The sequence below is a fragment of the Moraxella sp. Pampa genome (assembly GCF_035181385.1).
GTDB lineage: Bacteria > Pseudomonadota > Gammaproteobacteria > Pseudomonadales > Moraxellaceae > Moraxella.
Genome location: NZ_JAXCJK010000001.1, coordinates 143,237 through 169,810, shown reverse-complemented (window position 1 = coordinate 169,810; position 26,574 = coordinate 143,237). Strand labels below are relative to the sequence as shown.

The 26,574-nt window shown below is 40.4% G+C and carries 26 protein-coding genes and 1 pseudogene; 13 read left to right on the top strand and 14 right to left on the bottom strand.

The genetic code is table 11. From position 1 onward, the window contains the following. Positions 1–42: 42 nt before the first annotated feature. Together R0123_RS00800 and R0123_RS00795 are read right to left on the bottom strand one after the other, a co-directional pair. Complete coding sequence (locus tag R0123_RS00800) at positions 43–321, bottom strand: hypothetical protein (protein ID WP_323841376.1); 279 nt, start codon at positions 319–321, stop codon at positions 43–45. A 407-nt stretch (positions 322–728) separates the two neighbouring features. Beyond that, a complete protein-coding gene (locus R0123_RS00795; protein WP_323842752.1) occupies positions 729–2,171 on the bottom strand; it encodes a DASS family sodium-coupled anion symporter in 1,443 nt (480 codons plus the stop codon). Between the two features lie 446 nt (positions 2,172–2,617). Between R0123_RS00795 and R0123_RS00790 the strand changes: the two are divergent. Both R0123_RS00790 and xseB read left to right on the top strand, forming a co-directional pair. Next, positions 2,618–4,068 (top strand): annotated as a pseudogene (locus R0123_RS00790) (NAD-dependent succinate-semialdehyde dehydrogenase). 175 nt (positions 4,069–4,243) lie between these two features. After that, entirely contained in the window at positions 4,244–4,450 is a 207-nt protein-coding gene (xseB, locus tag R0123_RS00785) for an exodeoxyribonuclease VII small subunit (RefSeq protein ID WP_323841374.1), read from the top strand. 109 nt (positions 4,451–4,559) lie between these two features. Here xseB and pncB read toward each other — a convergent pair whose 3' ends face one another. Further along, positions 4,560–5,771, bottom strand: coding sequence for a nicotinate phosphoribosyltransferase (gene pncB, locus R0123_RS00780; protein WP_323841373.1), 1,212 nt, complete (start codon positions 5,769–5,771; stop codon positions 4,560–4,562). 385 nt (positions 5,772–6,156) lie between these two features. Here pncB and lipB point away from each other — a divergent pair, with 385 nt between their 5' ends. From lipB to R0123_RS00745, 7 genes are all read left to right on the top strand, one after another. Continuing rightward, positions 6,157–6,780 carry a lipoyl(octanoyl) transferase LipB gene (gene lipB / locus R0123_RS00775; protein WP_323843222.1) on the top strand — a complete coding sequence of 208 codons (624 nt, stop codon included), beginning with the start codon at positions 6,157–6,159 and terminating at the stop codon, positions 6,778–6,780. Between the two features lie 177 nt (positions 6,781–6,957). Beyond that, positions 6,958–7,488, top strand: coding sequence for an inorganic diphosphatase (locus R0123_RS00770; protein WP_323842751.1), 531 nt, complete (start codon positions 6,958–6,960; stop codon positions 7,486–7,488). Positions 7,489–7,619: 131 nt separating this feature from the next. Continuing rightward, positions 7,620–8,240 carry an inner membrane-spanning protein YciB gene (locus tag R0123_RS00765; protein ID WP_323842750.1) on the top strand — a complete coding sequence of 207 codons (621 nt, stop codon included), beginning with the start codon at positions 7,620–7,622 and terminating at the stop codon, positions 8,238–8,240. A 52-nt stretch (positions 8,241–8,292) separates the two neighbouring features. Continuing rightward, complete coding sequence (locus R0123_RS00760; protein WP_323841369.1) at positions 8,293–8,595, top strand: YciI family protein; 303 nt, start codon at positions 8,293–8,295, stop codon at positions 8,593–8,595. Positions 8,596–8,666: 71 nt separating this feature from the next. Then, the gene (locus tag R0123_RS00755) at positions 8,667–9,056 is read left to right on the top strand and encodes a hypothetical protein (RefSeq protein ID WP_323842749.1); all 390 of its coding nucleotides are present in this window, start codon (positions 8,667–8,669) and stop codon (positions 9,054–9,056) included. 20 nt (positions 9,057–9,076) lie between these two features. Next, complete coding sequence (gene mnmC / locus R0123_RS00750; RefSeq protein ID WP_323842748.1) at positions 9,077–10,996, top strand: FAD-dependent 5-carboxymethylaminomethyl-2-thiouridine(34) oxidoreductase MnmC; 1,920 nt, start codon at positions 9,077–9,079, stop codon at positions 10,994–10,996. Then, positions 10,996–11,490: a cytochrome c gene (locus R0123_RS00745; protein ID WP_323842747.1), complete on the top strand. Its 495-nt coding sequence runs from the start codon at positions 10,996–10,998 to the stop codon at positions 11,488–11,490. Before mnmC ends, R0123_RS00745 begins: the two co-directional genes overlap by 1 nt. A 113-nt stretch (positions 11,491–11,603) precedes the next feature. On the opposite strand, the gene sodA is transcribed toward R0123_RS00745, so the two are convergent. The 9 genes from sodA to R0123_RS00700 form a co-directional block, all read right to left on the bottom strand. Further along, positions 11,604–12,218 (bottom strand): superoxide dismutase [Mn], encoded by a 615-nt coding sequence (sodA, locus tag R0123_RS00740; protein ID WP_323842746.1) that lies wholly within the window; start codon positions 12,216–12,218, stop codon positions 11,604–11,606. Positions 12,219–12,524: 306 nt separating this feature from the next. After that, a complete protein-coding gene (gene hfq, locus R0123_RS00735; RefSeq protein WP_323842745.1) occupies positions 12,525–13,151 on the bottom strand; it encodes an RNA chaperone Hfq in 627 nt (208 codons plus the stop codon). 73 nt (positions 13,152–13,224) lie between these two features. Next, positions 13,225–14,307 (bottom strand): tRNA (adenosine(37)-N6)-dimethylallyltransferase MiaA, encoded by a 1,083-nt coding sequence (gene miaA, locus R0123_RS00730; RefSeq protein ID WP_416381677.1) that lies wholly within the window; start codon positions 14,305–14,307, stop codon positions 13,225–13,227. Then, positions 14,300–14,731, bottom strand: coding sequence for a tRNA (adenosine(37)-N6)-threonylcarbamoyltransferase complex ATPase subunit type 1 TsaE (tsaE, locus tag R0123_RS00725; RefSeq protein WP_323841363.1), 432 nt, complete (start codon positions 14,729–14,731; stop codon positions 14,300–14,302). The genes miaA and tsaE overlap by 8 nt, the downstream gene beginning before the upstream one ends. A 63-nt stretch (positions 14,732–14,794) precedes the next feature. Further along, positions 14,795–15,406: a 6-carboxytetrahydropterin synthase gene (locus R0123_RS00720; RefSeq protein WP_323842744.1), complete on the bottom strand. Its 612-nt coding sequence runs from the start codon at positions 15,404–15,406 to the stop codon at positions 14,795–14,797. Positions 15,407–15,564: 158 nt separating this feature from the next. Continuing rightward, a complete protein-coding gene (locus tag R0123_RS00715) occupies positions 15,565–16,857 on the bottom strand; it encodes an AarF/ABC1/UbiB kinase family protein (protein ID WP_323842743.1) in 1,293 nt (430 codons plus the stop codon). Between the two features lie 24 nt (positions 16,858–16,881). Then, positions 16,882–17,676 (bottom strand): HesA/MoeB/ThiF family protein, encoded by a 795-nt coding sequence (locus tag R0123_RS00710; protein ID WP_323842628.1) that lies wholly within the window; start codon positions 17,674–17,676, stop codon positions 16,882–16,884. Next, positions 17,666–18,487 carry a peptide chain release factor N(5)-glutamine methyltransferase gene (gene prmC / locus R0123_RS00705; protein WP_323842742.1) on the bottom strand — a complete coding sequence of 274 codons (822 nt, stop codon included), beginning with the start codon at positions 18,485–18,487 and terminating at the stop codon, positions 17,666–17,668. Before prmC ends, R0123_RS00710 begins: the two co-directional genes overlap by 11 nt. A gap of 18 nt (positions 18,488–18,505) precedes the next feature. Further along, positions 18,506–20,335 carry an AmpG family muropeptide MFS transporter gene (locus tag R0123_RS00700; RefSeq protein ID WP_323842741.1) on the bottom strand — a complete coding sequence of 610 codons (1,830 nt, stop codon included), beginning with the start codon at positions 20,333–20,335 and terminating at the stop codon, positions 18,506–18,508. Positions 20,336–20,622: 287 nt separating this feature from the next. Between R0123_RS00700 and R0123_RS00695 the strand changes: the two genes are divergently transcribed. Then, complete coding sequence (locus R0123_RS00695) at positions 20,623–21,567, top strand: LysR substrate-binding domain-containing protein (protein WP_323842740.1); 945 nt, start codon at positions 20,623–20,625, stop codon at positions 21,565–21,567. A 134-nt stretch (positions 21,568–21,701) separates the two neighbouring features. Here the strand turns inward: R0123_RS00695 and R0123_RS00690 are convergent, their stop codons facing one another. Continuing rightward, entirely contained in the window at positions 21,702–22,310 is a 609-nt protein-coding gene (locus R0123_RS00690; protein WP_323841357.1) for an FxsA family protein, read from the bottom strand. Between the two features lie 241 nt (positions 22,311–22,551). On the opposite strand from R0123_RS00690, the gene ruvC reads away from it, so the two are divergent. After that, positions 22,552–23,136 (top strand): crossover junction endodeoxyribonuclease RuvC, encoded by a 585-nt coding sequence (gene ruvC / locus R0123_RS00685; protein ID WP_323841356.1) that lies wholly within the window; start codon positions 22,552–22,554, stop codon positions 23,134–23,136. A gap of 169 nt (positions 23,137–23,305) precedes the next feature. After that, the gene (locus R0123_RS00680; protein WP_323842739.1) at positions 23,306–23,962 is read left to right on the top strand and encodes a TerD family protein; all 657 of its coding nucleotides are present in this window, start codon (positions 23,306–23,308) and stop codon (positions 23,960–23,962) included. 146 nt (positions 23,963–24,108) lie between these two features. Here the strand turns inward: R0123_RS00680 and leuA are convergent, their stop codons facing one another. Further along, the gene (leuA, locus tag R0123_RS00675; protein WP_323842738.1) at positions 24,109–25,851 is read right to left on the bottom strand and encodes a 2-isopropylmalate synthase; all 1,743 of its coding nucleotides are present in this window, start codon (positions 25,849–25,851) and stop codon (positions 24,109–24,111) included. Positions 25,852–26,033: 182 nt separating this feature from the next. Here leuA and R0123_RS00670 point away from each other — a divergent pair, with 182 nt between their 5' ends. Next, positions 26,034–26,501 carry an Lrp/AsnC family transcriptional regulator gene (locus tag R0123_RS00670; protein WP_323842737.1) on the top strand — a complete coding sequence of 156 codons (468 nt, stop codon included), beginning with the start codon at positions 26,034–26,036 and terminating at the stop codon, positions 26,499–26,501. Positions 26,502–26,574: the final 73 nt, after the last annotated feature.

Genomic DNA, 26,574 nt, shown 5'->3' with positions numbered 1-26,574 from the left:
AACTTGACAATCTGCAACCATCTTAATCATCAACAAAATCAATCAAGCATCTATACGAGCTTCTTGTATGCGAGCTTCTTGAATAATCCTAAGTTCAGGATAGCTCAGTATCAGCACATAGTGTACGCCATTTTTTAAGGCATAGATATTTAAAATAAAAGCATTCATGCGAGGTTGCAACTCAATATTACGCACTTGATAGCCATGCTCTTGAAGCATACGCAATGCCTTGGTGCGAGTTTCGGCAAATGCCATTTCATCATACCCCTCGTGAATATGATTTGAATATAGACTCTCAGAATACGCGAAGATAGGCATCATCGCCAACATCATGGACCAAAAAGACAATATGACCAATCTTTTTAATAACATCAACATTAAAAGCACCCAATCACCAAGACAAAAAAGCAAATAAGCAAATAAGCAAATAAGCAAACCAACCACTCAAAATCAAACAAAAACACAATAAGGGAGTGGAAGCAGTGGTTCGCTACGAATTATGCTGGTGCATGGTAGCACTTCTGCCAAAAAAATCTGCTTTTTTATCACATTTTATAGCAAAATATTACATAAAATTACAATAAATTTAGCCATTGTTAATAAAAAAACACGCCGACTTGATGTCAGCGTGTTTTTTTATATCCACATATTAAGATGCAGGCTTGATGACCAAAAGAATGATTGAAAAAGTCATAAGACCGCCAACTAAAAAAATTTAAGATGACATTTTACCAAAACAGATAAGCCATCAAAGTTACAATCATGATTGCAACCAAATTTAATACAAAACCCACCTTCATCATGTCTTTTTGTCTGACATGACCCGTACCCATAACAATGGCATTTGGTGGCGTAGCAACAGGCATCATAAACGCACACGACGCACCAATGCCAATCACCAGCACCAATACTTGATCAGACAGTCCTAGTGCCGCACCAATAGGGGCAAACAAAGGTACTAATAATGCCGCTGAGGCAGTATTACTGGTAAATTCAGTCAAGAAAATGATGAATGTTGATACCACAAGAATGACCACAAATGCAGAGGTACCAGACAAACCGTTTGAGATTTGTTCAGCCAAAACAGCTGATGCTCCTGTATCCTTCATGATGTTCGATAGTGCAATACCGCCACCAAACAACATGAGCACACCCCAGTCGGTATTATCAGATATTTGTTTCCAGCTGACCAGACCAAAAAGCAATACCGCTACTGCTGCAGATAAAGCGATGACTGTATCTGGTGATTTAAAACCAAAGGTTGCACCCAGCTGTTTGCCAAAAATCCAGCATAATGCTGTGATGACAAACACCACAATGGTCATTACGCGTGGTAGCGTCCAAGGAATATTCTCTTGAACCAAGCTAACCTTTTGATTTAAATTTGGTCGTAACACAAAATACATGACAATCAGCAGTGTGGGCAACATGACCAACATGACAGGTGCACCAAACTTCATCCAACCAATAAAATCAAGCCCCAACTCCTTGGCAGCAATACCATTTGGTGGCGACCCAACAAGTGCACCAATGCCACCGATAGATGCTGAATAAGCAATACCAAGTAAAACGAAGATGAAAGTATTGCGGTCTTTTTTGCCATCAACATGACTCAATAAACCTACCGCCAAAGGTAACATCATCGCCGCAGTGGCGGTATTACTAATCCACATGGACAAAAAGCCAGTTGCCACAAAAATCAGCGTAATCGCCCAACCCAAATGCCCACCAGCAAGACTGACAATACCAAACGCAATCTTGCGGTCAAGTTTTTGCACATGCAAAGCTGCTGCCAATGCAAACCCACCAAAAAACACAAAAATAATAGGGTCAGCAAATGATACGAGGGCTTTTTTGGTGTCAAATTCTGGAATGCCAATAAAAATCGCCAATACTGGCACAAGAATGGCCGTTGCTGTGATATGGATGGCCTCTGTTAACCATAAAATACCGATAAAAGTCGCCAGTGCCAGACCTTTATTTGCCAAAGCATCAAATGGTAAAATGCTTGTCGCCAAGAAATAAGAGATGATCGCAGCAATCACCGTGATGACCAAGCCTCTGACCACATCAGAACGCACTTTTCCTGAAGGTGGTACCTGGTCATCATTATTTTGATAATCAGTCCTAAGAGCAAAATCTGTCTCGTTGTTTTGAGTTGATTGAACCATATGAAGTTCCTTTTAAAAAATAGCCATGAAATAAACTCAGATAGAGCAGCTTCCATGACTTTACAAGTCTAAGCCAATCTCAAATTTTTTATTAAGTCATGCCACTTTTTGTACCCAATAGACACAACTTAACACCATAATAACACAAAAGTTACACATCGTAAAATAATTAAGCACTGCTGTTACAATTTGCGGTCAATATTTACTTTTTACACCTACCTTTATCATGCGTTTGGTTTATACTTAATTACTTCATTAATTAACAATGGCTTTTTTCATTGTTTTTGTTTTATCATTCTTATGATGTCTTGCCATATCACCTTAATCATTTTAATCATTCATCAGTAGAAGTAAATAAGTAGTAAAAATAAGTCAATAAGTAAAGCCCTTCCACAGATGAAATCAAGATTAAATCACAACTTTAAAAAGTAAATTTAGGAAGAAACATGAAACTAAAAAATTCCGCTTTATTTCGTCAAGCCGCTTTCATCAATAATGAATGGCAATGTGCCAACTCTGGTGAAACAATAGATGTATTCAATCCGTTTGATGGCAAAAAAATTGGCGTGATTGCCAATCTATCTGCTGATGAAATCAAAGATGCAATCGGATTTACCCAAGATGCCCAAAAAATCTGGGCAAGCAAAACAGCACATGAGCGTGGTGAAATTTTACACAAATGGGCAAATTTGATTGATGAACATATTGATGATTTAGCCATCATCATGACTACCGAACAAGGCAAACCATTAAAAGAATCAAAAAGCGAAATCACCTACGCCAATAGCTTCATACGCTGGTTTGCCGAAGAAGGCAAACGCATTTATGGCGACACTATTTTTGCCAAAGCCAACAACCTACGCCACATCGTCCTAAAACAGCCGATTGGTGTATGTGCGTCCATCACACCGTGGAATTTTCCAGCCGCAATGCTGACACGCAAAGTTGACCAGCACTGGCAGCAGGCTGTACCATGCTCGTACGCCCAGACAGTCAGACACCTTTTTCTGCACTTGCCCTAGGTGAACTGGCCAAGCAGGCAGGCATTCCCAAAGGTGTACTACAAATTGTTACAGGAGAGTCGCAGATTGTAGGCGGTGTATTGACAACCGACAAACGCATCAAAAAACTTTCTTTCACAGGCTCAACTCGGGTTGGTAAGCTACTGATGGAGCAATCCGCCAGCACCTTGAAAAAATTATCGCTTGAACTGGGCGGAAATGCACCGTTCATCATTTTTGATGATGCCAACCTTGATAAAGCCATTGATGGTGCGTTGTCATCAAAATATCGCAACGCAGGGCAAACTTGTGTCTGTGCAAACCGAATTTATGTACAACGCAATATCTTTGATGAATTTTTGGATAAATTCACAGCCAAAGTCAATAATCTTACGGTGGGTAATGGGCTTGATGACCCAGACATCAGCTGTCTTATCAACGATGCTGCAATCAAAAAAACCCAAGAATTATTGCAAGATGCACTGGATAAAGGTGCTACACTCATTACAGGTGGTGCACGCCATGCCAAATACAATTCTTGCTTTTTGCCAACCGTTGTTACAGACATTACAAATGATATGCGCATCGCCCACGAAGAAATTTTTGCACCCATTTCAGCCATTTACCCTTTTGATGACGAAGACGATGTCATCAGACAAGCAAACAACACACCCTACGGTCTGGCGGCATACTTTTACACTCAAAACCACGCGCGTGCATGGCGAGTTACCGAACAGCTTGAATACGGCATGGTCGCCCAAAATACAGGCATGCTTTCTACAGAAGTTGCTCCATTTGGTGGCATAAAAGATTCTGGTTTTGGGCGTGAAGGGTCAAAATACGGCATAGACGAGTACATCGTAACCAAATATTGGTGCTTGGATATTGGTAGATGATGAGTAAATAGTAAAAATAAGCACCGCCTTCATCAACAAAATGCACATCTGAGCTTATTAGCTTAATGTGCGTTTATCAACCCATTTCATCAGCCCTCTTAACAAAATGCTCATGATCGATTACAATAGCATTCTAAATTTTTATTAATGATTACAAAAAAAGTAAGAGAATACAATGGCAAAAAAACCAACCACATTCAAAGACGCTTATCACATATTAAAAACCAATAGTGAAAATCTAGAACAGACAGAAGAGCTGGACATTGATAATTTGGTGAAGACCATTGAAGAATCTATTACCGCTTATAAGGTCTGCCAAGAACGGATTTTGGCAGTAGAAAAAGCATTGGCACAAGCCTTTGATGACAAGCTTGATGAATGAACCAATTCTCAAAACCCATCAAAGCAATGATGATTGGTGATTGTAATGATTGAAGACGCATTTAAGATACGCCTTTTATTGAAATACAACAATTCTTAGGTTTTTAGCATCAATCCTTGATATCAAATACTTGTCTTAGATATGCCAAATAAGTATCATCATCAATCATCGTTTTGCCTGGACTGTCAGATAACTTAGCGACTGGTTGACCATTGCATTGCACCAATTTTAAGACAATATTTAACTGCGTCAACCCCATATCATTGGTTAAATTTGTGCCAATGCCAAAGCCTGTCTTGATGCGTTCTTTAAAATATTGATGTAAGCTCCAAGCCTTTTTTAGCGTCAAGCCATCACTAAAAGTCAAACTCTTGGTTTTAGGGTCAATTTTTAGCATTTCATAATGAGCAACCGCTTTATCCCCCCACTCGTACGGATCTCCAGAATCATGACGCAAACCATCAAAAAGTTTGGCAAAATATAAATCAAAGTCTTTTAAAAAAGCGTCCATACCCACAACATCAGTCAAGGCAATACCCAAATCACCACGATATTCACGCACCCAGCTTTCAAGAGCTGCCTTTTGACTGTCTCTTAGTCGTACATCCAATGCCTGAAAAGCCTGCATGAATTCATGTGCCATCGTGCCAATCGGTGTAATGCCCAACTCTTTGGCCAAATACACATTGCTTGTGCCACGAAAAATTTCAGGCGAAGCTTTGGTTAATATACGCACCACATGATAATGCCAGTCTTTAGAATAACGGCGACGCGTACCAAAATCCGCCACCGCAAAGGGTGGGTTTGTCAAATCTGAGCGTTGAAGCATTTCGTAGTGCTGGAGTGTTTGCACTTTTTCACAAAGACGCCTTTGACCCTCTTGCAAAACATCATCATTGTGCAAACGCACATAGTAAAGCTCATTGATGATACTTAAAACAAAAATCTCAAAAAACATTGCCTGAATCATTGGGCCTTCAATATCAATATTTAGGTGATCATCACCATCAACCGATACTTTAATAAAACGGCGTTTTAGCTTGAATAATTCTAAATAATCAACAAAATCAGATTTAATAAATCTCAATCCACGCAGATAGCTGAGCTCATCTTGAGAAAATTGAAGCTCACACAAATAATCCAGTTGTGTTTCTAAATCGTCCTTAATCCAAGCAAGGGGGTAGGCCGTCTCTTCATTGTTGCGACAGCGAAATCGGTACACGCCATGCGTCTGCGGAAATTGGTGCAGCATCGCTTGAAGCATGGTAAACTTATACAAATCATTATCAAGCAATGAAGTAATAATGGGCGTGGTTTGCATGATTTTTTTGTCCAAATTATCACAATAAGGTTGCTCTATCATACCGAAAAATAACAATTTTTGCATCGTCTTTGGAAAAATGTTACAAAATAATGCCACTCAAATGCTGAAAGCTATAAAAACTTTTCTTAAAAAATTGCCTAAAATTCTAAAAACCGTATGGCAATTTGCTGGCAATTTAACAAAATCCCAACAAACAACTTAAAAAATTCTCAATTTAAGGGTACAATAAAGCATTTCTTTATTACTCTTATTACAGCAGTTCATCATCATGACAACACCCATCACTTCCTTAAATTTGTCCACACTAGATATCCAAGAGCAATGGAACGATTTGCGTATTTTTATTTGCAATGATGCTGAGTATAACGCCACACATGACGCAATGCTATCGCAAGTTTTAGCACGCATTGATGACAAAAAAAATGGCAAGCTCACACCCAATGAGCTGTGGATTGTAGAACATCAAGATGTCTATACACTCGGCCAAGCAGGTAAAGAAGAACATATCTTACATAAAACAGACACGCCCATCATCAAGACCGACCGAGGCGGTCAGGTTACTTGGCATGGCAAAGGACAGCTTGTGGTTTATTGGTTATGGGATTTGCACCAGCTTGGCATGGGTGTAAGAGATTTGGTCAGTCATGCCGAGCAAGCGATTGAAGATGTTGTACATGAATATCTGCCAAGCAACTTGACTGCCAAAGCTCGTCGAGATGCCCCTGGAGTATATGTCTATAATCACGCAGGCGATATGCTTGGCAAAATTGCATCTTTGGGCTTCAAAATCAAGCAAGGACATAGCTATCATGGTGTTGCGATAAATTTAACCAATGATTTAACCGCCTTTAACGCCATCAATCCTTGTGGCTATGCTGGTATGAATATGGTGAAATTATCCAGTTTTGGCAAATTTACCGCTGACGATACGCACGCATTCATTCAAAAATTTGTTCAAAATATTTACAGCAGGCATCAAGGAACGATTGCACTTCGCAAGATTTAATATTACAATGGTGCGGTTTTTTTTAAATTCATTCACCAAAGCTCTTGTAAAATCATAAAAAAAACCAAAAGCCGTCTGTTTGTATCTCATCAAAGAGCCAGCTTTTTATGGTACAACACGCTTACCACAAACAAGACGACCGATTTTACAAGCAGTCTACTTAAATTGGAGCACATTATGGCAGATTTTAACCAAATTTTGGACGCAGGCGATGTAGATGGCGGTATCATCAATGTTGTTGTGGAAATACCAGCAGGCTCAAACCATAAAATTGAGTGGAATCGTAAATTGGCATGCTTTGAGCTTGACCGTGTTGAACCAATTGCTTTTGCCAAACCCTGCAACTATGGCTTTATCCCCCAAACTCTAGACGAAGACGGTGATGAGCTAGACGCCCTAATTCTAACCGAACAGCCTTTGACTACTGGCATTTTCTTAAAAGCCAGAGTTATTGGTGTCATGAAGTTTGTAGACGATGGTGAAGTGGACGATAAAATCATCGTTGTGCCAGCAGATGATCGTAATAATGGCAATGCCTATCACTCATTGGCAGACCTACCAAAACAATTCATCAAACAGCTAGAATTTCATTTCAACCATTATAAAGATTTGAAAAAAGCTGGCACCACTAAGGTTGAGGGATTTTTTGATGTTGATGAAGCAAAAGCGGTCATTATTGAAAGCCAAAAACGCTGGAATGAGAAATAACTTTTTGATCCATCATAAAAAAATAGCTCAAAATTGGGCTATTTTTTGTTTTTGATGGTCATTTTAAAAATTTTGGTTTTATTTTTATTCATTTTATTTTAAACTATGTGTTTTTTATTGTCTGCCAATTCATGAAAGCCATACTTGACTATATTCCACTGATTGTCTTTTTTTATCTGTACAAAACCACAGGTGAAACCAATCCCAATCACCCATTGCTTGACCTTTTTGGTCTAACTGGTGCAACAACGAATAACCACATCATCGTTGCAACCTTGGGGCTTAGTCTTGCAACACTCATGGTGTATGGGTTTTTGTTCATCAATCAAAGATTTCGCCTAGAAAAACAGCAAATTTTTGTACTATTGATGACGATTATTTTTGGTGGACTGACCTTAGCATTACGAGATGATTTTTATATTCGTCTAAAAGCTGTGTTAATCAACCTAGGTTTTGCTGTTGGTTTGGCATCATCACCACTATTTTTAAAGAATAAAGAGTCTGCCATTCAAAAATTTTTCTCACCTGTTTTTGAATTATCAGCAAGTGGCTGGCAAAAATTACATTGGTCATGGGTAGGTTTTTTTGGACTGATGGCAAGTTTGCACGCCTTTTTCGCTTTTGTATTGATGAACGGAAAATATTGGGGTGAATTTACCGCTTTTGGTGATATGATTGTGATGATAATTTTTATGATGGGTATGTTTTACGCACTCAGAAAAAACATTCGCCTAGACGAAGCAAAGAAATAAAATCAAGTTTTACACCCTGTTCATTTTATAATCACAGCTCAAGGAGAAAATCATGCCTTTATTTGCCATCATTGGACACGATGTCGCCGACAGCACCTCAAAACGCACCGAGATTCGCCCTGCACACATTGAGCGTCTGAATGCTCTACACGCCCAAAATCGTCTTGTCATTGCAGGGCCAACACCAATTGCACACAACGAACCTACAATGAGTGGCAGTCTGATCATCGCACATTTTGACGATTTGGCACAAGCGCAGGCATGGGTGAATGACGAGCCCTACCTACATGGTGGCGTGTATAGCCATGTAGACATTAAGCCCTTCATTCAAGCCTTGCCAAAAATGGACTCATGATGCAAAGATTCGCCTTTTTTTTATTACTAATATGCTCATTTTTTACCATACCAGCTTGGTCAGCCCCTACTATGGCTGTACAGCCAACCGACACTGACAAGATGACTGTTCAGGACACAAAAACTCAAGAAGCACAAGAAACACAAAATGTATCACAGGAAAATCTTAGCAACCAAAATGCTACCAACACCTCCAAGTTACAAGATGTAGGCATACCAAGCATTGAAGAAATTGCCGCCCCCAATGATGGCAGTCTGTCTCATGCCAATGCTGAATTACTCATCAAAAATGCTGAACTGGAACGCCGTGTCAATGACTTAACAACACAGGTCAATGTCCTAACCCATGAGCGTAGCGGACAGCTATATTTGTACGGTGCAATGACAGTGCTGATAACGATTGGTTTGTGCATGCTGGCTGGTACATTCATCTCCATGCGTGGACAACGCAGTCGCTGGTAGAATCATCAAAACACCCCATTATGAGCCAACTTCAAACCGCCATCATCAACTGGCAAACCGACCAACTTGGTAACACCGTTCCAACCTCTGACACATTTGATGATGTGTATTTTTCACACGCAGGTGGACTCAATGAAAGTCATTATGTCTTTATTGAAGGCAATGATTTACCCAGCCGATTAACAAAACTCCATGATAACGAAGTCTTTGTTGTGGCAGAAACTGGCTTTGGCACAGGGCTAAATTTTCTTGCTTTGTGTAAGTTTTGGAATCATCTAAAAACACAAGGCAAGCTTAATAAAACCGCACGCTTACATTTTATCAGTACCGAAAAATTCCCCCTAAAACAATCCGACCTACAAAAAGCATTAGACTCTTGGCGAAATCAAGATGGCGATGACATCACTCAATTCATCAACGCTCTAATTGATCAGTACCCACTACCTTTAGAGGGCTGTCATCGACTTTATGTGCGTAATGATGTGGTACTTGATTTGTGGTTTGGTGATGCATTGACCAGTTTTCAGATCATTCATCAAAGTCGCAGTATAAATCCCAACCCCACCCCAAAAGTTAACGCTTGGTTTTTAGATGGTTTTGCCCCCAGTAAAAATAGCGAGCTGTGGTCAGATGAGTTATTTGATACAATCAAAAAATTGTCAGCAGATCATGCCACACTGGCCACTTTCACTTCGGCAGGGTTTGTGCGGCGTGGCTTGCAGGTGGCAGGTTTTGTCATGGCTAAGAAAAAAGGATTTGGACACAAGCGTGAAATGCTCACAGGTCAAATGTTGGCACAAACCATATGCAGCCGTGATGATGTTAAGAACAACAATCTAGCACACATTGCCATCATTGGTGCAGGTGTATCAGGGCTGTGTAGTGCATATGCCTTAGCACAACGAGGCATAAAGGTAACTTTGCTTGACAAAAACACACCGCCATCGGGTGCATCAGGCAACCCTAGGGCCATGTTCGCCCCTAAATTATCACTTATTGAACAAGCAGCACACCATCTATCAACCGTGTCGTTTTTATACGCAACACGGGTGTATCACAAACTTAATCAACTGGCCGATGTGTACGCACCACTTGGTGTGGTGGATTTTTTACTTCCCACACAAAAAAGCTATGACAAATTACACACACTCATCGCACCCTACCCCAACCAGCTGATTCATGAAATCAAACCAATTTATCCCAACCAAGCCATTCACGCATTTGTCCCACAAGCAGGCTTGATTAACCCAAAAAAGCTGGCAGAAGCCATACTTTGCCATCCATTGATTTCATGGCAAAAATTTGCTGTGCAATCAATCGTACACAATGATGATGGCATTATATTATTAGGCGATAACGACAAACTCATGGCAGATAGGGCCATCATTTCATCAGGCCATCAAAGTCATATGTTGCACGACAATCTATTTAATCCACGCAAAATCCGTGGGCAGGTCTCATGGCTGTCGGTTGATGACGATACTTTTAACAGCCTACCAAATCACCCCATTAAGTATGATGGCTATTGTGCCAAGTTTGATGAAGGCGACACAAAACAATTTCTGATCGGTGCCAGCTTTGTACGCAACTGCACCAACACCAACATCACCGTAGACGAACACAAATTTAATATCAGTAAATTAACACACAGCTTGCCACACATTACCAAAAAACTTAACTTATCAACAAATGCCCTAAAAGGACGAGCTGGCATTCGAGCACAAACACCCGACTACCACCCTATTGTTGGAAAAATTGATACACATATTTACACCATATACGGCATGGGATCCAAAGGCTTTACTTTTGCACCATTATGTGGAGAAATTTTAGCTGGCATGATTTGTGATGAAATTTTGCCCATCAGTGGCGAATTACTTCATAAAATTAGCCCACAACGCTCACGGCTTAGCACACCCTTGATGGATAATGAAATTTGATGAATTTTATACCGCACTTTGTTTTTATCATTTCTACCACTGGCATTTTGATGGCTTGCCATCAGCCAAATAACAATACCGCACCACAGCCCAGCAAAGACAGCATTAAAGCACGACAGGATTTAATGCATCAATGGGGCAATTCATACGACATCATCAAAAACATGGCAAAACACCCAGAATCTTTTGATGCAAAACAGCTGACCGCACAAACCACACTCATTAATGAAAGCAAGGCTCAAATGTGGCATTATTTCAATGGTCATATCAATGATAACCCACCAAATGAACGAGCCAACCGAGTAAATAGACTGGTCCAACAAAACCCCACTGATTTTAAGCAAGCCACCAATCAATTTGATGAAGTTTTTGAACGCCTGCACCAAGCCAGTCAGCACACCACTTCTATCAATGACATTAAAGATGAAATTAAGCAAGTCAAAGCAAGCTGTAAAAGCTGTCATAAAACCTATAAAAAACCATCAATTTTTTAAATCGCAACAATAAAAAAACACCCAAAACCATGAAGTTTTGAGTGTTTTACAAACAATTTTAGATTTTTAACATTAAAATCTAAAAAAAGTTACGCTAAACTCTTAATATAAAATCAAGCAGCGTCAAAGCGTTTTTGTGCCTCATCCCAGTTTACCACCGACCAAAATGCTTTGATGTAGTCTGGGCGTTTGTTTTGGTATTTTAGATAGTAGGCATGCTCCCACACATCAAGACCGATGATGGGTGTACCCTCACAGCCTGCAATGGCCTTACCCATTAACGGACTGTCTTGATTGGCAGTAGAAACAACAGCAAGTTTATCACCTTGTTTTACAAGCCATGCCCAACCAGAACCAAAGCGAGTTTGTGCTGCTTTTTCAAACTGCTCTTGGAATGCCTCTACCGAACCAAAATCACGCACGATGGCGTCTTTTAGTGAGCCACCCAATTGTGTGCCAGTTTTTAAAATTGTCCAAAATAGGCTATGGTTAGCATGACCACCTGCATTGTTACGCACAGCAGTTTGTTTGTCAGCTGGGATTTTATCAAGATTGGCAATCACTTCTTCGGCTGATTTATCTGACCATTGAGTGCCCTCAAGTGCAGCATTAGCGTTATTCACATAAGCCTGATGGTGCTTGCTGTGGTGGATTTCCATGGTTTGTTTATCAAAATGCGGTTCTAGTGCGTCATAGGCGTAGCCTAATTCTGGTAATGTAAATGCCATGATGGTATTTTCCTTTTGATTTTTTAAATAAATGAGTTATATAGTGCGTACTAGTACAAATAGTAGCTTGTGGCTACTTTAGTTAATATAAGGCCTTTACTGGGTAAAATCAAGTAAAAAACAAATAAGTAAAAATAAAAAAAATTTTAAAACCAAAAAAACGATGAAATAAGAAATAAACAGCCATTAAATTCATGAATCATGCTCCAAAAACCAGATTATTAGGTTTAGACATCTAACTTTTGGCATGATTGGTATATTGAATCATCAAGGTTTTTTAGGGATTGGCGTGATGATCGGTTAAGATTATTGGTTATCAAACCCATCACGATTGACAAATTTATTATCAAATACCTTCTCGTCAAAACCACCGCCAATACCACGACTCTCCTTTTTTTCAAAGTTTTTGCCATCAAAACCACGCTCCTCAAATGCCGAGCGATCAAAGCCTCTTTCAAAGCCTGTGTTTGTATGATGCTCAAAGCCTTGGTTAGCATTCCCCTGAGGATAACCACCACGCTCAAAACCACCACGAACATTCAAATTGTCATTGGGTGGTGTGCGTGTAAATCCACCCAAAGGGCGACTACCAAAATTGCCAGAACGGTCAAAGCCAGCATTGGTAACGCCAGACATACCACCAGCTTGATAGCCACCAGAAGACATCACACCAATGGGCGTGTTTGGATAACCTGTAGATGCTCCAGATGTGGGTGTGCCATCTGTGCGTGGATTACGAGTTGGCACAACCGTAGAAATCGCATGCTTATACACCATTTGGCTCACAGTATTCTTAAGCAGTACAACATATTGGTCAAATGATTCAATCTGCCCTTGTAGCTTGATGCCATTGACCAAAAAAATAGATACAGGAATACGGTCTTTGCGTAGTGCATTTAAAAATGGGTCTTGTAGACTTTGTCCTTTTGACATAAAAATTCTCCAAAAATAAACTGATGAAAGATTACAGTTTAAAAAAAATTAACGCATCAACATAGATGCTTTTTTATAATAACTGTTTTTCTACTTCTTGTATGCTAGAAAATGATGCAATGAAAGATGAGCGATGTACATCATTAAGACGAGCAAGGCTACGCTGCCAAGTTGATTGACGCTTTGCTAACTGTCTTGTTGCATATAATGCCTTATTTTTCATATCTTGACAAGCCATTTGGATTGTATTTGATGGTTCTTTTTGTAAGTTTTTAGAAAAGCTTTGCCAAGCTGGCGAGATTTGCATGACCTCATGCTCTTTTATCGCTAAAAATTCTAGCACCTGCCGATAACCCACACACCGCATAGAAGGCATATCAGGTGTGAGGGTCGGATATTGTTCTAGCAAGGCGACCACCTCCTCAACCAAACCATTCTCCCACATGACATCAAGGCGTTTTTCAATCCGTTCATGCAACCAAGCTCTGTCTGGCTCTACCGACAGCGTCAACCACAATTGGCTAAGGTCATGACAAGGGGCAGTTTTGGGTGTGGCTTGCCAAACGCTCATTGGCGTACCTGTCTGCAAATACACCTCTACCGCTCTTGTGATTCTTTGAGTATCGCTTATTTTTAAGCGTTCACAAATGTCTGGGTCGTGAGTTTGCAAATAGGCATATAAATCACCAATACCCTCATCATTTAGCCAAGCCATCACTTTTTGACGAGTGGCAGGCTGGGTATCAGGCACGGCCGATAAGCCATCTAAAAGTGCCATGTAGTACATCATTGTACCCCCAACAAGTAGGGGGATTTTATTGTTTTGGTGAATCTGGTTGATTAAAATCTCAACATCAGCAACAAAAGTTGCCACATTATAAGTGTCAGTTGGTGCAATGATATCCACCAAATGATGCGGAAACCTTGATAATTCTGCTGGTGTAGGCTTTGCCGTACCGACATTCATACCACGATAAATCAAAGCACTATCTACAGAAATCAACTCAAATCGCCCTGTCTCATACAGCTTGAATGCCAAATCCGTTTTTCCACTGGCGGTTGGAGCAATGAGGCAAACAACAGAATTTTTGGGTAAATTTTTGTAATTTAAGTTTTCAAGATTCAAAGTTTTGATTAAATCATTCAGATTATTCAAGGTTTATTCCTTGTATGATCACCAACCTATTCTCATTGTCCAGTTTTTTAATATCAATCAAGACATCAGGCTTTGGCAAAATGGCTTGAGCACGACTGGCCCATTCTATAATCAGTAGCGAATTTGGCTCATCAAAATACTCAAAAAAACCCATCAATTCAAGCTCTTCTGGGTCAAGCAGGCGATATAAATCACAGTGATAAATTGGCTTATCGCCCAGTAAATACGACTCAACAAGAGTAAAGGTCGGACTTTTTACTACCCCTTGGTGTCCAAGTGCTTGCAGTAGATAACGAGTAAATGTGGTCTTACCTGCACCCAAATCACCCGATAGCCAAATACTCCCCATAGGATTAAGGCTTGCAATTTTTTGGGCAAGTTGGGCGGTGTCAGCTTCGGAGGCTAAAATAAATTGTTGTGTCATTTTAAATTTGAGTGATATTTTTTTAAAGGTTGATGATTTGTCTAAATCGTCTCAGATTTTTATTTAATCATGCAACTTAACATCTATAACCTGCAATTGAACTTTTGGGTTGGTAAATATTTCACCGCTTTTTAGCTTATCAAATAGCAAAGGATCTCCCCACTCTTTTTTGACATCATCACTAAATTCAAAATCATCAAGAGCCAACAGACCCATCTGTGGATTAACCACATCTTCATAAAAACACTGAGCATAGCCTGTGGCGGTTTCGTGAACAATGACTGAATAGACAGATACACTCTGCTCGCCATTATTCATCTGAGTTTGCTTTAAGATTTCACTCACCCAAAAAAATATGACACGGCTAAATTGCTCAGCAGATGGAGAGACAGGCAGTACAACCCAACGAGATGAAAACTCTTTGCACACACGAACATATTCAGGATCATCTTTTGCCCACAAAGTAATGGCATGGTCAAAGCCATCGATAATGTCTTTAATATGACCTTTTAATAATCCAAAATCATAGACCATGTGCCCATTATCAAGAGCGTTGGCCTGCAATATCAACTCTACTTGGTAGCTATGCCCATGGATAGAGTACTTACAGCGGTCAGATGAGCAGTTGCGGACAATGTGTGCATTCTCAAATTTAAAGAGTTTTCGGATTCGCATATTGATGATAAATATTATGAATAAAGACAAGATAACTTTTTATTATAGCACATTTCTTTATTAACAATAAAAAATATCTGCCAAACAAGAAAACATCTACAATAACAATCACTTAGTTTTTCTTACCGCTCATCATGCTTGGCCATATTGAGTCAGTCTTATTCACCACCCACCATCTTTAGTCTACCACCTTCCAACAATTGCATTTCTGGAGCAAGGGTTACCATAAAGCGGTCAAAGTACAGCAGTTGCTTTAAAAGCAATGCAAAATCTCTAGGAAAATGAATGCCATGTCGCTTACCAATCTCAGTCAGTTCAAGCATCATCGCATTCAAGCTCTCTGGCCGATTATCTTTGCCAATCTGACCAAGCATTCGATGCAAATCTTTACCAAGTCCATCAATATCCACCCGCTCATGCGTCATACCAATTTCTACCATTGCTCTTGCCATGCCTTGATAATCGTTGGTTTGCAGGCTTTGTACTAACACAAAACACGCCTGCAAACTTTTTGGCTCAATCTTTCCCACTAAGCCAAAATCCAAAAATGCAATCCGCCCATCATCTAGCATCATCAGATTGCCCGCATGCAAATCCGCATGGAATTCGCCTGTCGCCATAAGAGATGAAAACCAAGTATCTAACACATCACTCATCACCTGGTGTGATTTTTCATCATCTTTGGCAATCTCCAAAGTCTCATCAACCAAAGACTTACCCAGCAGTAGATCCATTGTCAAAACCCGCTTGGTTGTCAGCTCATGATGTACGGTAGGCGCGGTAACCTGAGTATTACCCATTTGTTTTAAAAAATTTAAAAACTTTTCAATATGGCAACTCTCAGCGACAAAGTCGGTTTCCATCAGCATTCTTGAACGAATCTCGTCCAAAATTGGTGCAAGATTGGCCGCCCTGATTGATGGCACAAGTTTCTCTGCCAGCCAAAATCCACGGTGCAATACACTCAAATCCGTATGAATGACCGTAGCAACATTGGGTTTTTGTACTTTCAAGGCCACCTGACGGCCACCGATGAGTACCGCCCGATGCACTTGTGCAATGCTTGCCGATGCCAGTGGCTTAGGATCAATATGCTCAAAGATATCGCCCAAGTCACGCTCACGCCCAAGCTCTTCACGCAGCACCGACAATATTTTTGTGAATGGTATGGGCGTGGTTGCATCTAGGCAATCTTGAAATGCCAGCACATACTCCCTTGGAAAAATAGACGGCGTACTGGCAATGAACTGCCCAAGCTTAATATAAGTAACCCCCATTTGCTCAAAAGATTCTTTTAATAGCTGTGCGTCCATTTTTTCGCCCATGGCAACCCTGAGTGCGGACAACCCTGCCACACCAGCAGTTTTTTGAATGCGTTTAAGTACATTAACCCCTGTATCAATGGACGACTTGACCATAACTAATGGCGATTTTTTGAATGCAGTTTTCATTTTTTTACTTTTGTTATTCATGTATTATTCATCAGACATTGTTTCATCAGGCATTGTTTTTGGCGTAAATTGGCAAATGGCACAATTTTCATCTTTACTAAATTTTACCTTACGCAAAGTCATCGTCCTCCCTTGCCAAAGCACAAGTTCATTTGCAATTGGGTTATGATGCCTACCTAAAAAATCTAAAGCGACTTGAGTTGTCATTGAACCAATCACGGCCACAGTACTGCCCAGCACGCCAGATGTAGCACAAGTCGTCTCATCACCCATATCAACACCAAACAAACATTGATAACAGCCAGTATCACTTGTGAATAAGGCAATCTGCCCCACTTCACCAATTGCAGAATTAGACAACAACGGCACATTCATCGCACGGCATGATTTGTTCAACAAATCCCGAATAGCAAAATTATCAGTACAGTCAATCACAAGACTGGGGGAAATTTTTGTCATAAAGTCCATAATATTATCATGGGTCAGCTTGGTGTCGGTATAATCAACCTGCACCAGCTCATTATGTGTACGCAGTTTTTCACAGGCGGTTTTGGCCTTGGATAGGCCAACATCAAGGCTGGTAAAAAGCATTTGGCGTTGCAAGTTGCTTTCATCTACCACATCAAAATCTACCAAATGTAGCCGCCCCACGCCAGCACGCACCAGTATTTGACAGATGGGACAGCCAAGACCACCGATACCCACCATCAACACAGTACTATTTTTTAAATTTAACTGTGCGTTCATGTCCCAGTCATCTAATAAAATTTGCCGAGAATAGCGTAACAACTCTTCATCAGTAAACGAATTAGCCACCATATACCCCCATAGTCAGCCTGTCATTGCCACCGTAATCTTGCACCGATCGCAACGACTGATAGCCATACTCATCAAAAATCGCCCAGACCTTTCTTCCTTGGTCGTAGCCATGCTCGATGGCAAGCAATCCACCAGCATTAAGATGCTCTCTTGCACCACTGATGATGTGCTTAATATCCATCAAACCATCATCTTCTGCCACCAATGCAGTCATTGGCTCTGCCATCAAAGCCGTCAAATGCTCATCATCTTTGGCAATATAAGGTGGATTGGCAACAATGATGTCAAATTTTTCATGAACATTTTCATACCAATTTGACTGCAAAAAAGTACAATTATCCACAGATAAATTTTTAGCATTTTCTATCGCAACCAACAACGCATCTTGCGAAATATCTAATGCTGTTATTTGATAATTTGGTAATGCCTTGGCAAGCGTGATGGCAATACAGCCTGTTCCTGTACCCAAGTCCAGCAACTTGCCCATTTGTAAGTCATGAGACCCAGCCCAGCCCAACACCTCTTCAATAAGCCGTTCTGTATCAGGTCTTGGAATCAGCGTATGTTCATTAACCTTAAATATACGCCCAAAAAACTCCTGCTCGCCCATCAAATACGCAAGTGGCACACCACTTAGCATCTTAGCAATGCCATCATCAAAGCATGACAACTCTGCTTCTGTCAGCACATAATTATCATCAGTAATCAAAAAACTGGTCGGCTTATCAAGCACAAAACACAACCAAGCCTGCCACCAATGGCGTGGCAAAATACCATTTCTATATGTATCTTTTATCTCAAAAACGGTCAAAATTTCATTCCAATTTGTTCAGTTTTTTACACTAAATTTGCCATCGCCCAGGTCAATATATCTACCCACCAAATACACCAAAAATAGCACAGGAACACCCATGACACAAGTGATCAAAAAGAAAGTTGGGTAGCTTGTCGCCTCAACAATACTGCCAGAATAACCGCCTAAAATCTTTGGCGATAAGGTCATAAGAGATGAAAATAAAGCATATTGAACCGCTGTAAAACGAATTGATGTCAGTACCGATAAAAATGCCACAAACACCGCACTTGCCAAGCCACCTGCCAAATTATCAAAAACCACCGCCATATACAGCATACCTGCGGTCGGATTATTAAACAACAAAATGAACAGTAAATTGGTTGCTGCCGCCAAAATAGCACCAATCATCATGGCGGCGATGATTCGCATTTTTTGAGCGATGAACCCACCCAAAAATCCACCCAAAATACTCATCGTCAAACCGACCAATTTACTGGCGTCAGCGATTTGCACCTTAGTAAACCCCAAATCCTGATAAAATATATTAGCGATGTTGCCTGCAACAATGTCTGAAATGCGATACACGCCGATCAGAGCAAGAATTAAGGCGGCTTTTTTGCCATAGGTTCTAAAAAAATCTAAAATCGGCTCAGCCCAATACCGCACAGCAATTTCTTTTTTAACCACACCCAATTTAATCAGTGCCGTCGCCACCACGATTGCCATCACCGAACTACCAACAAATCGCACGCTTTCAAGCAAAAATCCAACCAGATTTGAATGCTTAACATCAGCAATCATCACATCGCCAATCGCACGAAATGCAAAAATAAAACCAAGCATTGACAAAATAAACATCAACACCAAACGCAGGCTATCTTTACCATGTTGTCGGCTGTTTAGCGTATCATCATTGGTATTTAGAGCAATCATCTTGATTTTTGGCTGGTTTAAAAGAAGAAAAATCAAGATGATTGGTGCGGGAATGAGCATGGCTACACCATACCAGCTGGCAGTGTTTGCCACTGTATCAGAAATGACAAAGGGGCTATTTGCCATTTCCAAAATACGCACCGAGATTTGATTCAGCAAATACCAAATGCCATACAGTGCCATCGGAATGAGTGCAAGAGCGGCATAAATACCCATGACCTTATCATTCAGCGATTGTTTTTTTGGTGTCAAAATCTCACTATTTGGCTCGCTGGCAGTCAGTGTTGCCATCACGCCTACACCCATCACAAGAGCCATGACCAAATAAGTATTTTTCCACGCATCATATTGATACAATTCTTCTGACGAGCCAAAATAAGTCGCCAGATATAACGCTCCTGCACCTGAGATGATCAATCCTAAGCGATAGCCAAACACATATAATGCTGAAAATGCTGTCTGCATTGACTTTGGTACAATCTCAATACGATACGCATCAATCACAATATCCTGAGATGCCGAAGAAAATGCAAGCAACACAGCAAACAATGCCATCATTTCCAAAGAATTCATCTGACTTGCCACAGGGCTTGTAAATGCCATCAATACAATCGCCGTGATGACACAGCACTGCATCAGTACCAACCAACTGCGTCGTTTGCCCAAATAATTTTTCAAAAATGGAATAGACAGCCCATCTACCAAAGGCGACCATAAAAACTTAAAAGAATATGCAAGCCCCGCCCAAGCAAACATGGTTACCGTACTTTTGTCAATCTGAGCTTCTCTAAGCCAAATGCCAAGCGTAGAAAACACCAAAAAATACGGCAATCCTGCTGAAAAGCCGAGCATGAGCATGATCAGAGCATTTTTAGTCAGATAAGCTTCTTTAAAAACTGCCCAAGATGAGTTGCGTGTTGCATCAATCATAATAATCTAAACGACAAAACGAAATAAGTACACAATATTAGAACAAATTTAATCTATTTGCAAAGAAATTTGCAACTTTTCATCATCAATTAATGACAAGTTCGGTATAATGTGTAAAAAAAACAATATGCAAATTTAGAATATACTTTTGATTACTTTGCTGGTTTCATTTTTTAAAGTCGCTTTTATAATAGGTCAATCTAGCATGATTGCGATTTTTAACCCTTATTTTTGAATATTATCTACAAATCTAATTATTTTTACTCACGCATATTTTGGACATTTTTATGGCAATAGATATCGTCATCAATCAACGACACTTACAAATCCAGCTCAAACAACTTGAAACCGTATGGCATACAGTGGTTAATGGTTATAATCTCAGCCAAGCCGCCACCCTACTGCACACCAGTCAATCGAGCCTATCCAAGCAAATCGCTGCTTTAGAAAATCAACTAAAAGCCGATGTTTTTACCCGTCAAGGCAAGCGTCTAACAGGACTGACACCAATTGGCAAGGCACTACTACCGCATATTGAAGCAATTTTTGCAGAGATTCGCACAATTGAAAATCTAAGCCTTGATTTTAATAACTCTGCCGCAGGGACACTCACAGTCGCCACCACACACACCCAAGCAAGATATGTTTTGCCCAGCATCGTCAAAGCATTTCGTGAAAAATTCCCCAAAGTCAATCTTGTGTTGCAACAAGCTGACCCAGAGACCATCGCACAGATGGTGATTCGTGGTCAAGCAGACATTGGTATTGCCACCGAGTCGCTATTAAATAATGATGTATTACGCTGTCATCGCTATTACGATTGGTCTCATGTCGTCATCATACCAAAAAATCATGAACTTGCTGAACTCTCAGGCATCACTGATGCTGTGGACCTACCAACTTTGGCAAGCTATCCAATTGTTACCTATCATGGTGGCTTCACAGGGCGTGGTGCAATTGATGATGTCTTTGCCAAAGCAGGACTTAGACCTGATATTGTACTTGCAGCACTTGACTCAGATGTGATCAGCACTTATGTATCATCAGGTTTGGGCATTGGTATTATCGCTGAAATGGCATACGAACCCAAGCATTATCCAGACCTAGTCGCCATTCCAATGACGCATTTTGGCCGATTTACCAGCTGGATTGCGGTGCGTGATGACAGTGAGATTCGTAAATTTGGGCATGAATTCATCAAGCTGTGCCAAGGACAGTTTGACACTTTATGAATCAACCCCCACATTTTAGCCGATTAAAAAAAACGATTGAAATGATTAAAAGCATTAAAAAGATACTCGCTTAGCATCATGCCACAAAAAATCCACCCAAAAAAAGGTGGATTTTTTGAATTTAATCATAATTTTCATTCATCGTTAGCAGATTTTAGGCGTTTGGCCTCTTTTTGTACGGTTTTGGCTTCGCCATCGACAGTTGTGCCACCAAAACCATTTTTGCCAAAACTGCCAAAACCACCACCTTGGCCAAACGGATTACCCTGCCCAAATGGATTATTAGGATTGACAGTACCGCCCATACCAAACGGACTTTGACCACCCATTTGACGAGACATCATTTGCAGTACTTTATCTTGGTTTTTTAAGGCGTAATTTTTTGCAGCAGCAGTCAACTTATTTTGCACAAATGGCAACAACAAAATCAACGCACCAACATCAGAAAGCAGACCTGGCAACAAGAATAAAATTCCCGCAATGCCCGTCGCCACAGACCCAGCAACCGTCGTCTCGGCAGGCTGATTGGCAGGATTTGGAATAACGCCACTTTGCATTTGTTTTAGTTGCTGTGCCATTGGGTTGAGCGTGCTGGCGGCTTTTTTAATCAGCATCAAACCCAATACCGCCGCAATGATGAACCAAAAAAACACCCACCAACCACTCATAAATTGTGCCACCAGATACCAAATCAGCATCTCGATGATGAACCAAACTAAAGCAATGCCAACAACCGCACCCATAGATTTTCCTTGTAAGTTAATGAATCAATAAAATTTTTAAAATACTCAAAAATACGCTATACTATCAGATATTTTAGGCATTTGGCAAGATTTTCAAGTCTTGATCAGATTTTTCCTAATAATATGGAACTATTTGATGGAATGATTTGTGCATTGATTACAACACCTAAAACATCACCAATTTAATACTTAATGATTATTTATTAACATATCACTAAAATACATCTTAAAATAAGCAATCATGACACTCATCATCGGCATAGACCCTGGCTCACGCATGACAGGCTACGGCATCATCAGCACCACCGCAGACAAACTTACTTTTTTAGATGCAGGGACAATTCGTACCGACAGTGCGGATATGCCACAACGCATTGCACAGATTTTTGCTGGCATATCACGCATTATCAAGCACCATCAAAAATACAGCAATACGCCCATGCATGCGGCTGTTGAACAAGTATTCATGGCAAATAATCCAGACTCTGCTTTAAAACTTGGACAAGCACGAGGGGCTGCTATTGCTGCCTTGACCGCACTAAACCTTAGCGTCTCTGAATATACCGCCCGCCAAATCAAACAAGCTGTCTGTGGCTATGGTGCAGCTGATAAAGAACAGGTCTCAGCGATGGTGTGTCGTATTCTATCACTTGACATAACCCCACAAACAGACGCAGCAGATGGGCTTGCGTGTGCAATTTGCCATGCGCATTCTAGTCATTCTATGCACAAACTATTGGGTAATACCGCCTTAGCAAGTCGTAGTACCTCCAAGAAAAAAGGACGCTGGCGACTGTCAGAAGAAGACTTGTTAAAATTGCGTTAAACAACCTATCATCAATGCTTTTTTTGGCACAGACATTAGGATTATGGTCTTTTTGTTTTTTATGTAACAGATTGTATGAAGTGCTTTACTGGCCGTTTTATTACTGAGAATTATTAAGATTTTTTGATAAAAGTTTGCTACAATGGCAAAAATTTTTAAGGAATTTTTCATGAGTCAGTCAGCGATTGATAAACCATTAAAAACATTTTTTGAGCCAAAAACCCTAAGCGAGCTTGGGGTCATGGGTCACATTTTGGTCCCTGCTGTGCGTTTTGAAGACACCAGATTGCCAAAAAAAGGATTGGCAAAGTGGCTGTCCTACCTACCAAAAATCAGCAAAGAACCCATCGTTATGGATATTGATGTAGGTTGTGTGTTGCTTGGGCAGACAGGCAACATTATTGACAAGGTGTATTATGGCAATATTCGTAGCGACAATGATGGTGTGCGTCATGGTGGTGATGCACTGATAGGTGCCATAAATTTTGACGATAAATTCATCAATCAAGAGCAAATTCATCTACACTTAAACAAAATCCATGACGATGTTCATCACATCTTTATTGTCATTGGTAGTTATCATAAACAATCTTTAACCTTGGCCAATAAAGGCTTGGGCATACTTAGAGATAATGAAGGGGCACTCATACACGAATTTGAGTTGGCATCTTTAGATAAAGATACACACGCCATCATCGCTTGGCACATCAAACGCAACGATGATGATTGGTCGGTTCGTGCCCCACTCAAAGCCATTGGGCACGACAGCATGGAAAATCTTTTAACGCAAACATCGGAGTTTTTATCCGCACAGACTCGCTGGTAATCTGTTCATCAAAACGCCAAAATACATAAAAGATACAAAAAATCGCTGAAGCTGATTGATTTATTGTTAGCAATGCAGTCATTACGACTGCATTGCTTTCATCTTTTATTAATATCTAAAATTAATGTCTAAACAAGGTGGACGCTTTAACACGCCTGCGACAAAGCTGATAACACGCCTTTTAGCATAGAGGATACCGTGCTGTTGCAGACACCGATGCCTGAGTACACTTTGCCAGCAATATTAAGCTGAACATACGATACTGCTGCCGAATTGGTCTGGTTATTGCCAAGCTCATCATCTAGCACATTGGGCGTATCTTTAGTATTAATGGCGTGTTCAGAATAGTTGGTTACATGAATGTCTTTTCCTATTACCTTAACAAGACCATCAATGAATGCTGATAATGCACCATTGCCCTGACCGACAATTTCCAACACTTCACTAGGTGTGGTAACTTGACCATTAAAGGTTACCCCACCCCCTTTGTTATTGATCTGATAATCACTCAATTTAAAGGTTTCTTGATTTAAAAATGTATTGGTAAAAATATCCAACAACTCTTCATTTTTAAGCTCACGAGCCAAACGCTCCGCTTCATTTTGCACCACTTTGGCAAAGTCAATCTGTGTCCAGCGTGGTAGATTAAAGCCAAAATGCCTTTGTAAAATATATGCCACCCCACCTTTGCCAGACTGACTATTAATACGCACCACATCTTGATAACTACGCCCAATATGCACAGGGTCTATTGGCAAATACGCCACATCCCAATGCTTTTCTGTTTCTGGGTGACCCTCATTGTAATCCAAAGATTTTTTAATCGCATCTTGATGCGAACCAGAAAATGCAGTAAATACAAGCTCACCTACATAAGCATGGCGTGGGTGCACAGGCAAATTAGTGCACTCAGTCGCTACTTGTACAATTTCACTCACCTGCGACAAATCAAGCTCAGGGTCAATACCTTGTGTATAAAGATTCATCGCCATTGTCAAGATATCCATGTTGCCCGTACGCTCACCGTTCCCCAAAAGCGTACCTTCTACACGGTCTGCCCCTGCCATGACGCCCAGCTCACTTGCTGCCACACCACAGCCACGGTCATTATGCGTATGCAAGCTAATAATCACATCTTTTCTACTTGGCAAATGACGACAAAAATATTCAATTTGGTCAGCATATAAGTTGGGCGTGCTTGCTTCCACAGTGGCTGGCAAGTTCAAAATCACTTTTTGCCCATTTTCAGGTTGCCAAACATCACACACCGCCTGACATACCTCTACAGCAAAATCAGTCTCGGTCTGAGAAAAGCTCTCTGGACTGTACTGAAAAGTCCATTCTGTCTTAGGATAACGCTTGGAGACCTCTTTAAGCAAAGTTGCACCATTGATCGCAATGGCTTTAATGCCCTCTTTATCAAGTTGATAAACTTTATCTCGCTGAACTTTAGAGGTGGAATTATAAACATGAACAATTGCTTTTTTTGCCCCTTCTAGAGCCTCAAAAGTACGCTCAATCAAATGCTCTCGTGCCTGAACCAACACTTGCAAAGTGACATCATCAGGCACATGACCGCCCTCAATCAAAAGGCGTGTAAAATCAAATTCCACTTGGGCGGCAGATGGAAAGCCGATCTCAATTTCCTTAAAACCTACCGCCACAAGAAGCTTGAAAAACTTTAATTTTTGCTCAATGGTCATAGGATCAATTAAAGCTTGGTTACCATCTCGCAAATCCACACTCGCCCAGATAGGGGCTTTTTCAATACGCTTATCGCACCAAGTGCGGTCAGGCAGATGTGGGGCAAACTCAAAAGCACGGTATTTGGTAAAATCAAAGGCAGGATTTTTTGGAGTGATTTTGGGTGTGTTGGCAGACTGACTCATGGCTGACCTTCCTATATCCTATAAGTGACATTTTAAAAAAATTTATGGTGATTATATTAACAAATTTTCACATCAATTTTTACTAATTTTACAAAAAATTTTCATTATTTTTATTAAAATTTACCAAAAATAAACCATTTTATAGTAAAATTCACTAAAATCATCATTTTTTTGATACCGTCATGACCAACACCATCAACTTAGACAATACCGACCACAAAATTTTAAAACTTCTGACCAATGATGCACGCCTGCCCATAGCAGAGATTAGCGAGCGTGTCAGCTTATCAGCCACCCCTGTGGTTCGCCGTATCAAACGCCTAGAAGACACAGGGATTATCACAGGCTATCACGCTCATACAAACCCCACCAGACTAGGCTATACACTATCAGTTTTTGTGGCAGTCAGTATGGATAAGCACACCGCCGAACGCTTTGAACAGTTTGAAAATAAAATTCGTGAATTTGAAGAGGTGGTATCATGCAGCGTGGTTACAGGGCGAACAGAAGATTATCTATTAAAGGTGATGGTAAAAGACATGAAACATTATGAAGAGTTTTTACTCCATCGCCTAAGTAAAATTGACGGGGTAAGCCAACTGCATACCAGTTTTGAATTAAGAGAAGTATTTCATCGTGGAGCAGTGTAACCCCTCTTATTATTTAGATGATTTAAATGCAAAAAAAAATACATCATGAGATACTTAATTTTTTGATGAATAA

Bases quoted from the DNA above. Each gene is read 5' to 3' on its own strand.
- R0123_RS00715 (WP_323842743.1), bottom strand. From the start codon at position 16,857: ATGAAAACTGCATTCAAAAAATCGCCATTAGTTATGGTCAAGTCGTCC.
- R0123_RS00760 (WP_323841369.1), top strand. From the start codon at position 8,293: ATGCCTTTATTTGCCATCATTGGACACGATGTCGCCGACAGCACCTCA.
- mnmC (WP_323842748.1), top strand. From the start codon at position 9,077: ATGAGCCAACTTCAAACCGCCATCATCAACTGGCAAACCGACCAACTT.
- R0123_RS00795 (WP_323842752.1), bottom strand. From the start codon at position 2,171: ATGGTTCAATCAACTCAAAACAACGAGACAGATTTTGCTCTTAGGACT.
- R0123_RS00710 (WP_323842628.1), bottom strand. From the start codon at position 17,676: ATGGTGGCTAATTCGTTTACTGATGAAGAGTTGTTACGCTATTCTCGG.
- xseB (WP_323841374.1), top strand. From the start codon at position 4,244: ATGGCAAAAAAACCAACCACATTCAAAGACGCTTATCACATATTAAAA.
- R0123_RS00745 (WP_323842747.1), top strand. From the start codon at position 10,996: ATGAATTTTATACCGCACTTTGTTTTTATCATTTCTACCACTGGCATT.
- R0123_RS00690 (WP_323841357.1), bottom strand. From the start codon at position 22,310: ATGGGTGCGGTTGTTGGCATTGCTTTAGTTTGGTTCATCATCGAGATG.
- pncB (WP_323841373.1), bottom strand. From the start codon at position 5,771: ATGCAAACCACGCCCATTATTACTTCATTGCTTGATAATGATTTGTAT.
- tsaE (WP_323841363.1), bottom strand. From the start codon at position 14,731: ATGACACAACAATTTATTTTAGCCTCCGAAGCTGACACCGCCCAACTT.
- sodA (WP_323842746.1), bottom strand. From the start codon at position 12,218: ATGGCATTTACATTACCAGAATTAGGCTACGCCTATGACGCACTAGAA.
- R0123_RS00755 (WP_323842749.1), top strand. From the start codon at position 8,667: ATGGCTGTACAGCCAACCGACACTGACAAGATGACTGTTCAGGACACA.
- R0123_RS00800 (WP_323841376.1), bottom strand. From the start codon at position 321: ATGATGCCTATCTTCGCGTATTCTGAGAGTCTATATTCAAATCATATT.
- R0123_RS00670 (WP_323842737.1), top strand. From the start codon at position 26,034: ATGACCAACACCATCAACTTAGACAATACCGACCACAAAATTTTAAAA.
- leuA (WP_323842738.1), bottom strand. From the start codon at position 25,851: ATGAGTCAGTCTGCCAACACACCCAAAATCACTCCAAAAAATCCTGCC.
- R0123_RS00765 (WP_323842750.1), top strand. From the start codon at position 7,620: ATGAAAGCCATACTTGACTATATTCCACTGATTGTCTTTTTTTATCTG.
- lipB (WP_323843222.1), top strand. From the start codon at position 6,157: ATGCTATCGCAAGTTTTAGCACGCATTGATGACAAAAAAAATGGCAAG.
- R0123_RS00770 (WP_323842751.1), top strand. From the start codon at position 6,958: ATGGCAGATTTTAACCAAATTTTGGACGCAGGCGATGTAGATGGCGGT.
- R0123_RS00700 (WP_323842741.1), bottom strand. From the start codon at position 20,335: ATGATTGATGCAACACGCAACTCATCTTGGGCAGTTTTTAAAGAAGCT.
- R0123_RS00695 (WP_323842740.1), top strand. From the start codon at position 20,623: ATGGCAATAGATATCGTCATCAATCAACGACACTTACAAATCCAGCTC.
- ruvC (WP_323841356.1), top strand. From the start codon at position 22,552: ATGACACTCATCATCGGCATAGACCCTGGCTCACGCATGACAGGCTAC.
- R0123_RS00720 (WP_323842744.1), bottom strand. From the start codon at position 15,406: ATGCGAATCCGAAAACTCTTTAAATTTGAGAATGCACACATTGTCCGC.
- R0123_RS00680 (WP_323842739.1), top strand. From the start codon at position 23,306: ATGAGTCAGTCAGCGATTGATAAACCATTAAAAACATTTTTTGAGCCA.
- hfq (WP_323842745.1), bottom strand. From the start codon at position 13,151: ATGTCAAAAGGACAAAGTCTACAAGACCCATTTTTAAATGCACTACGC.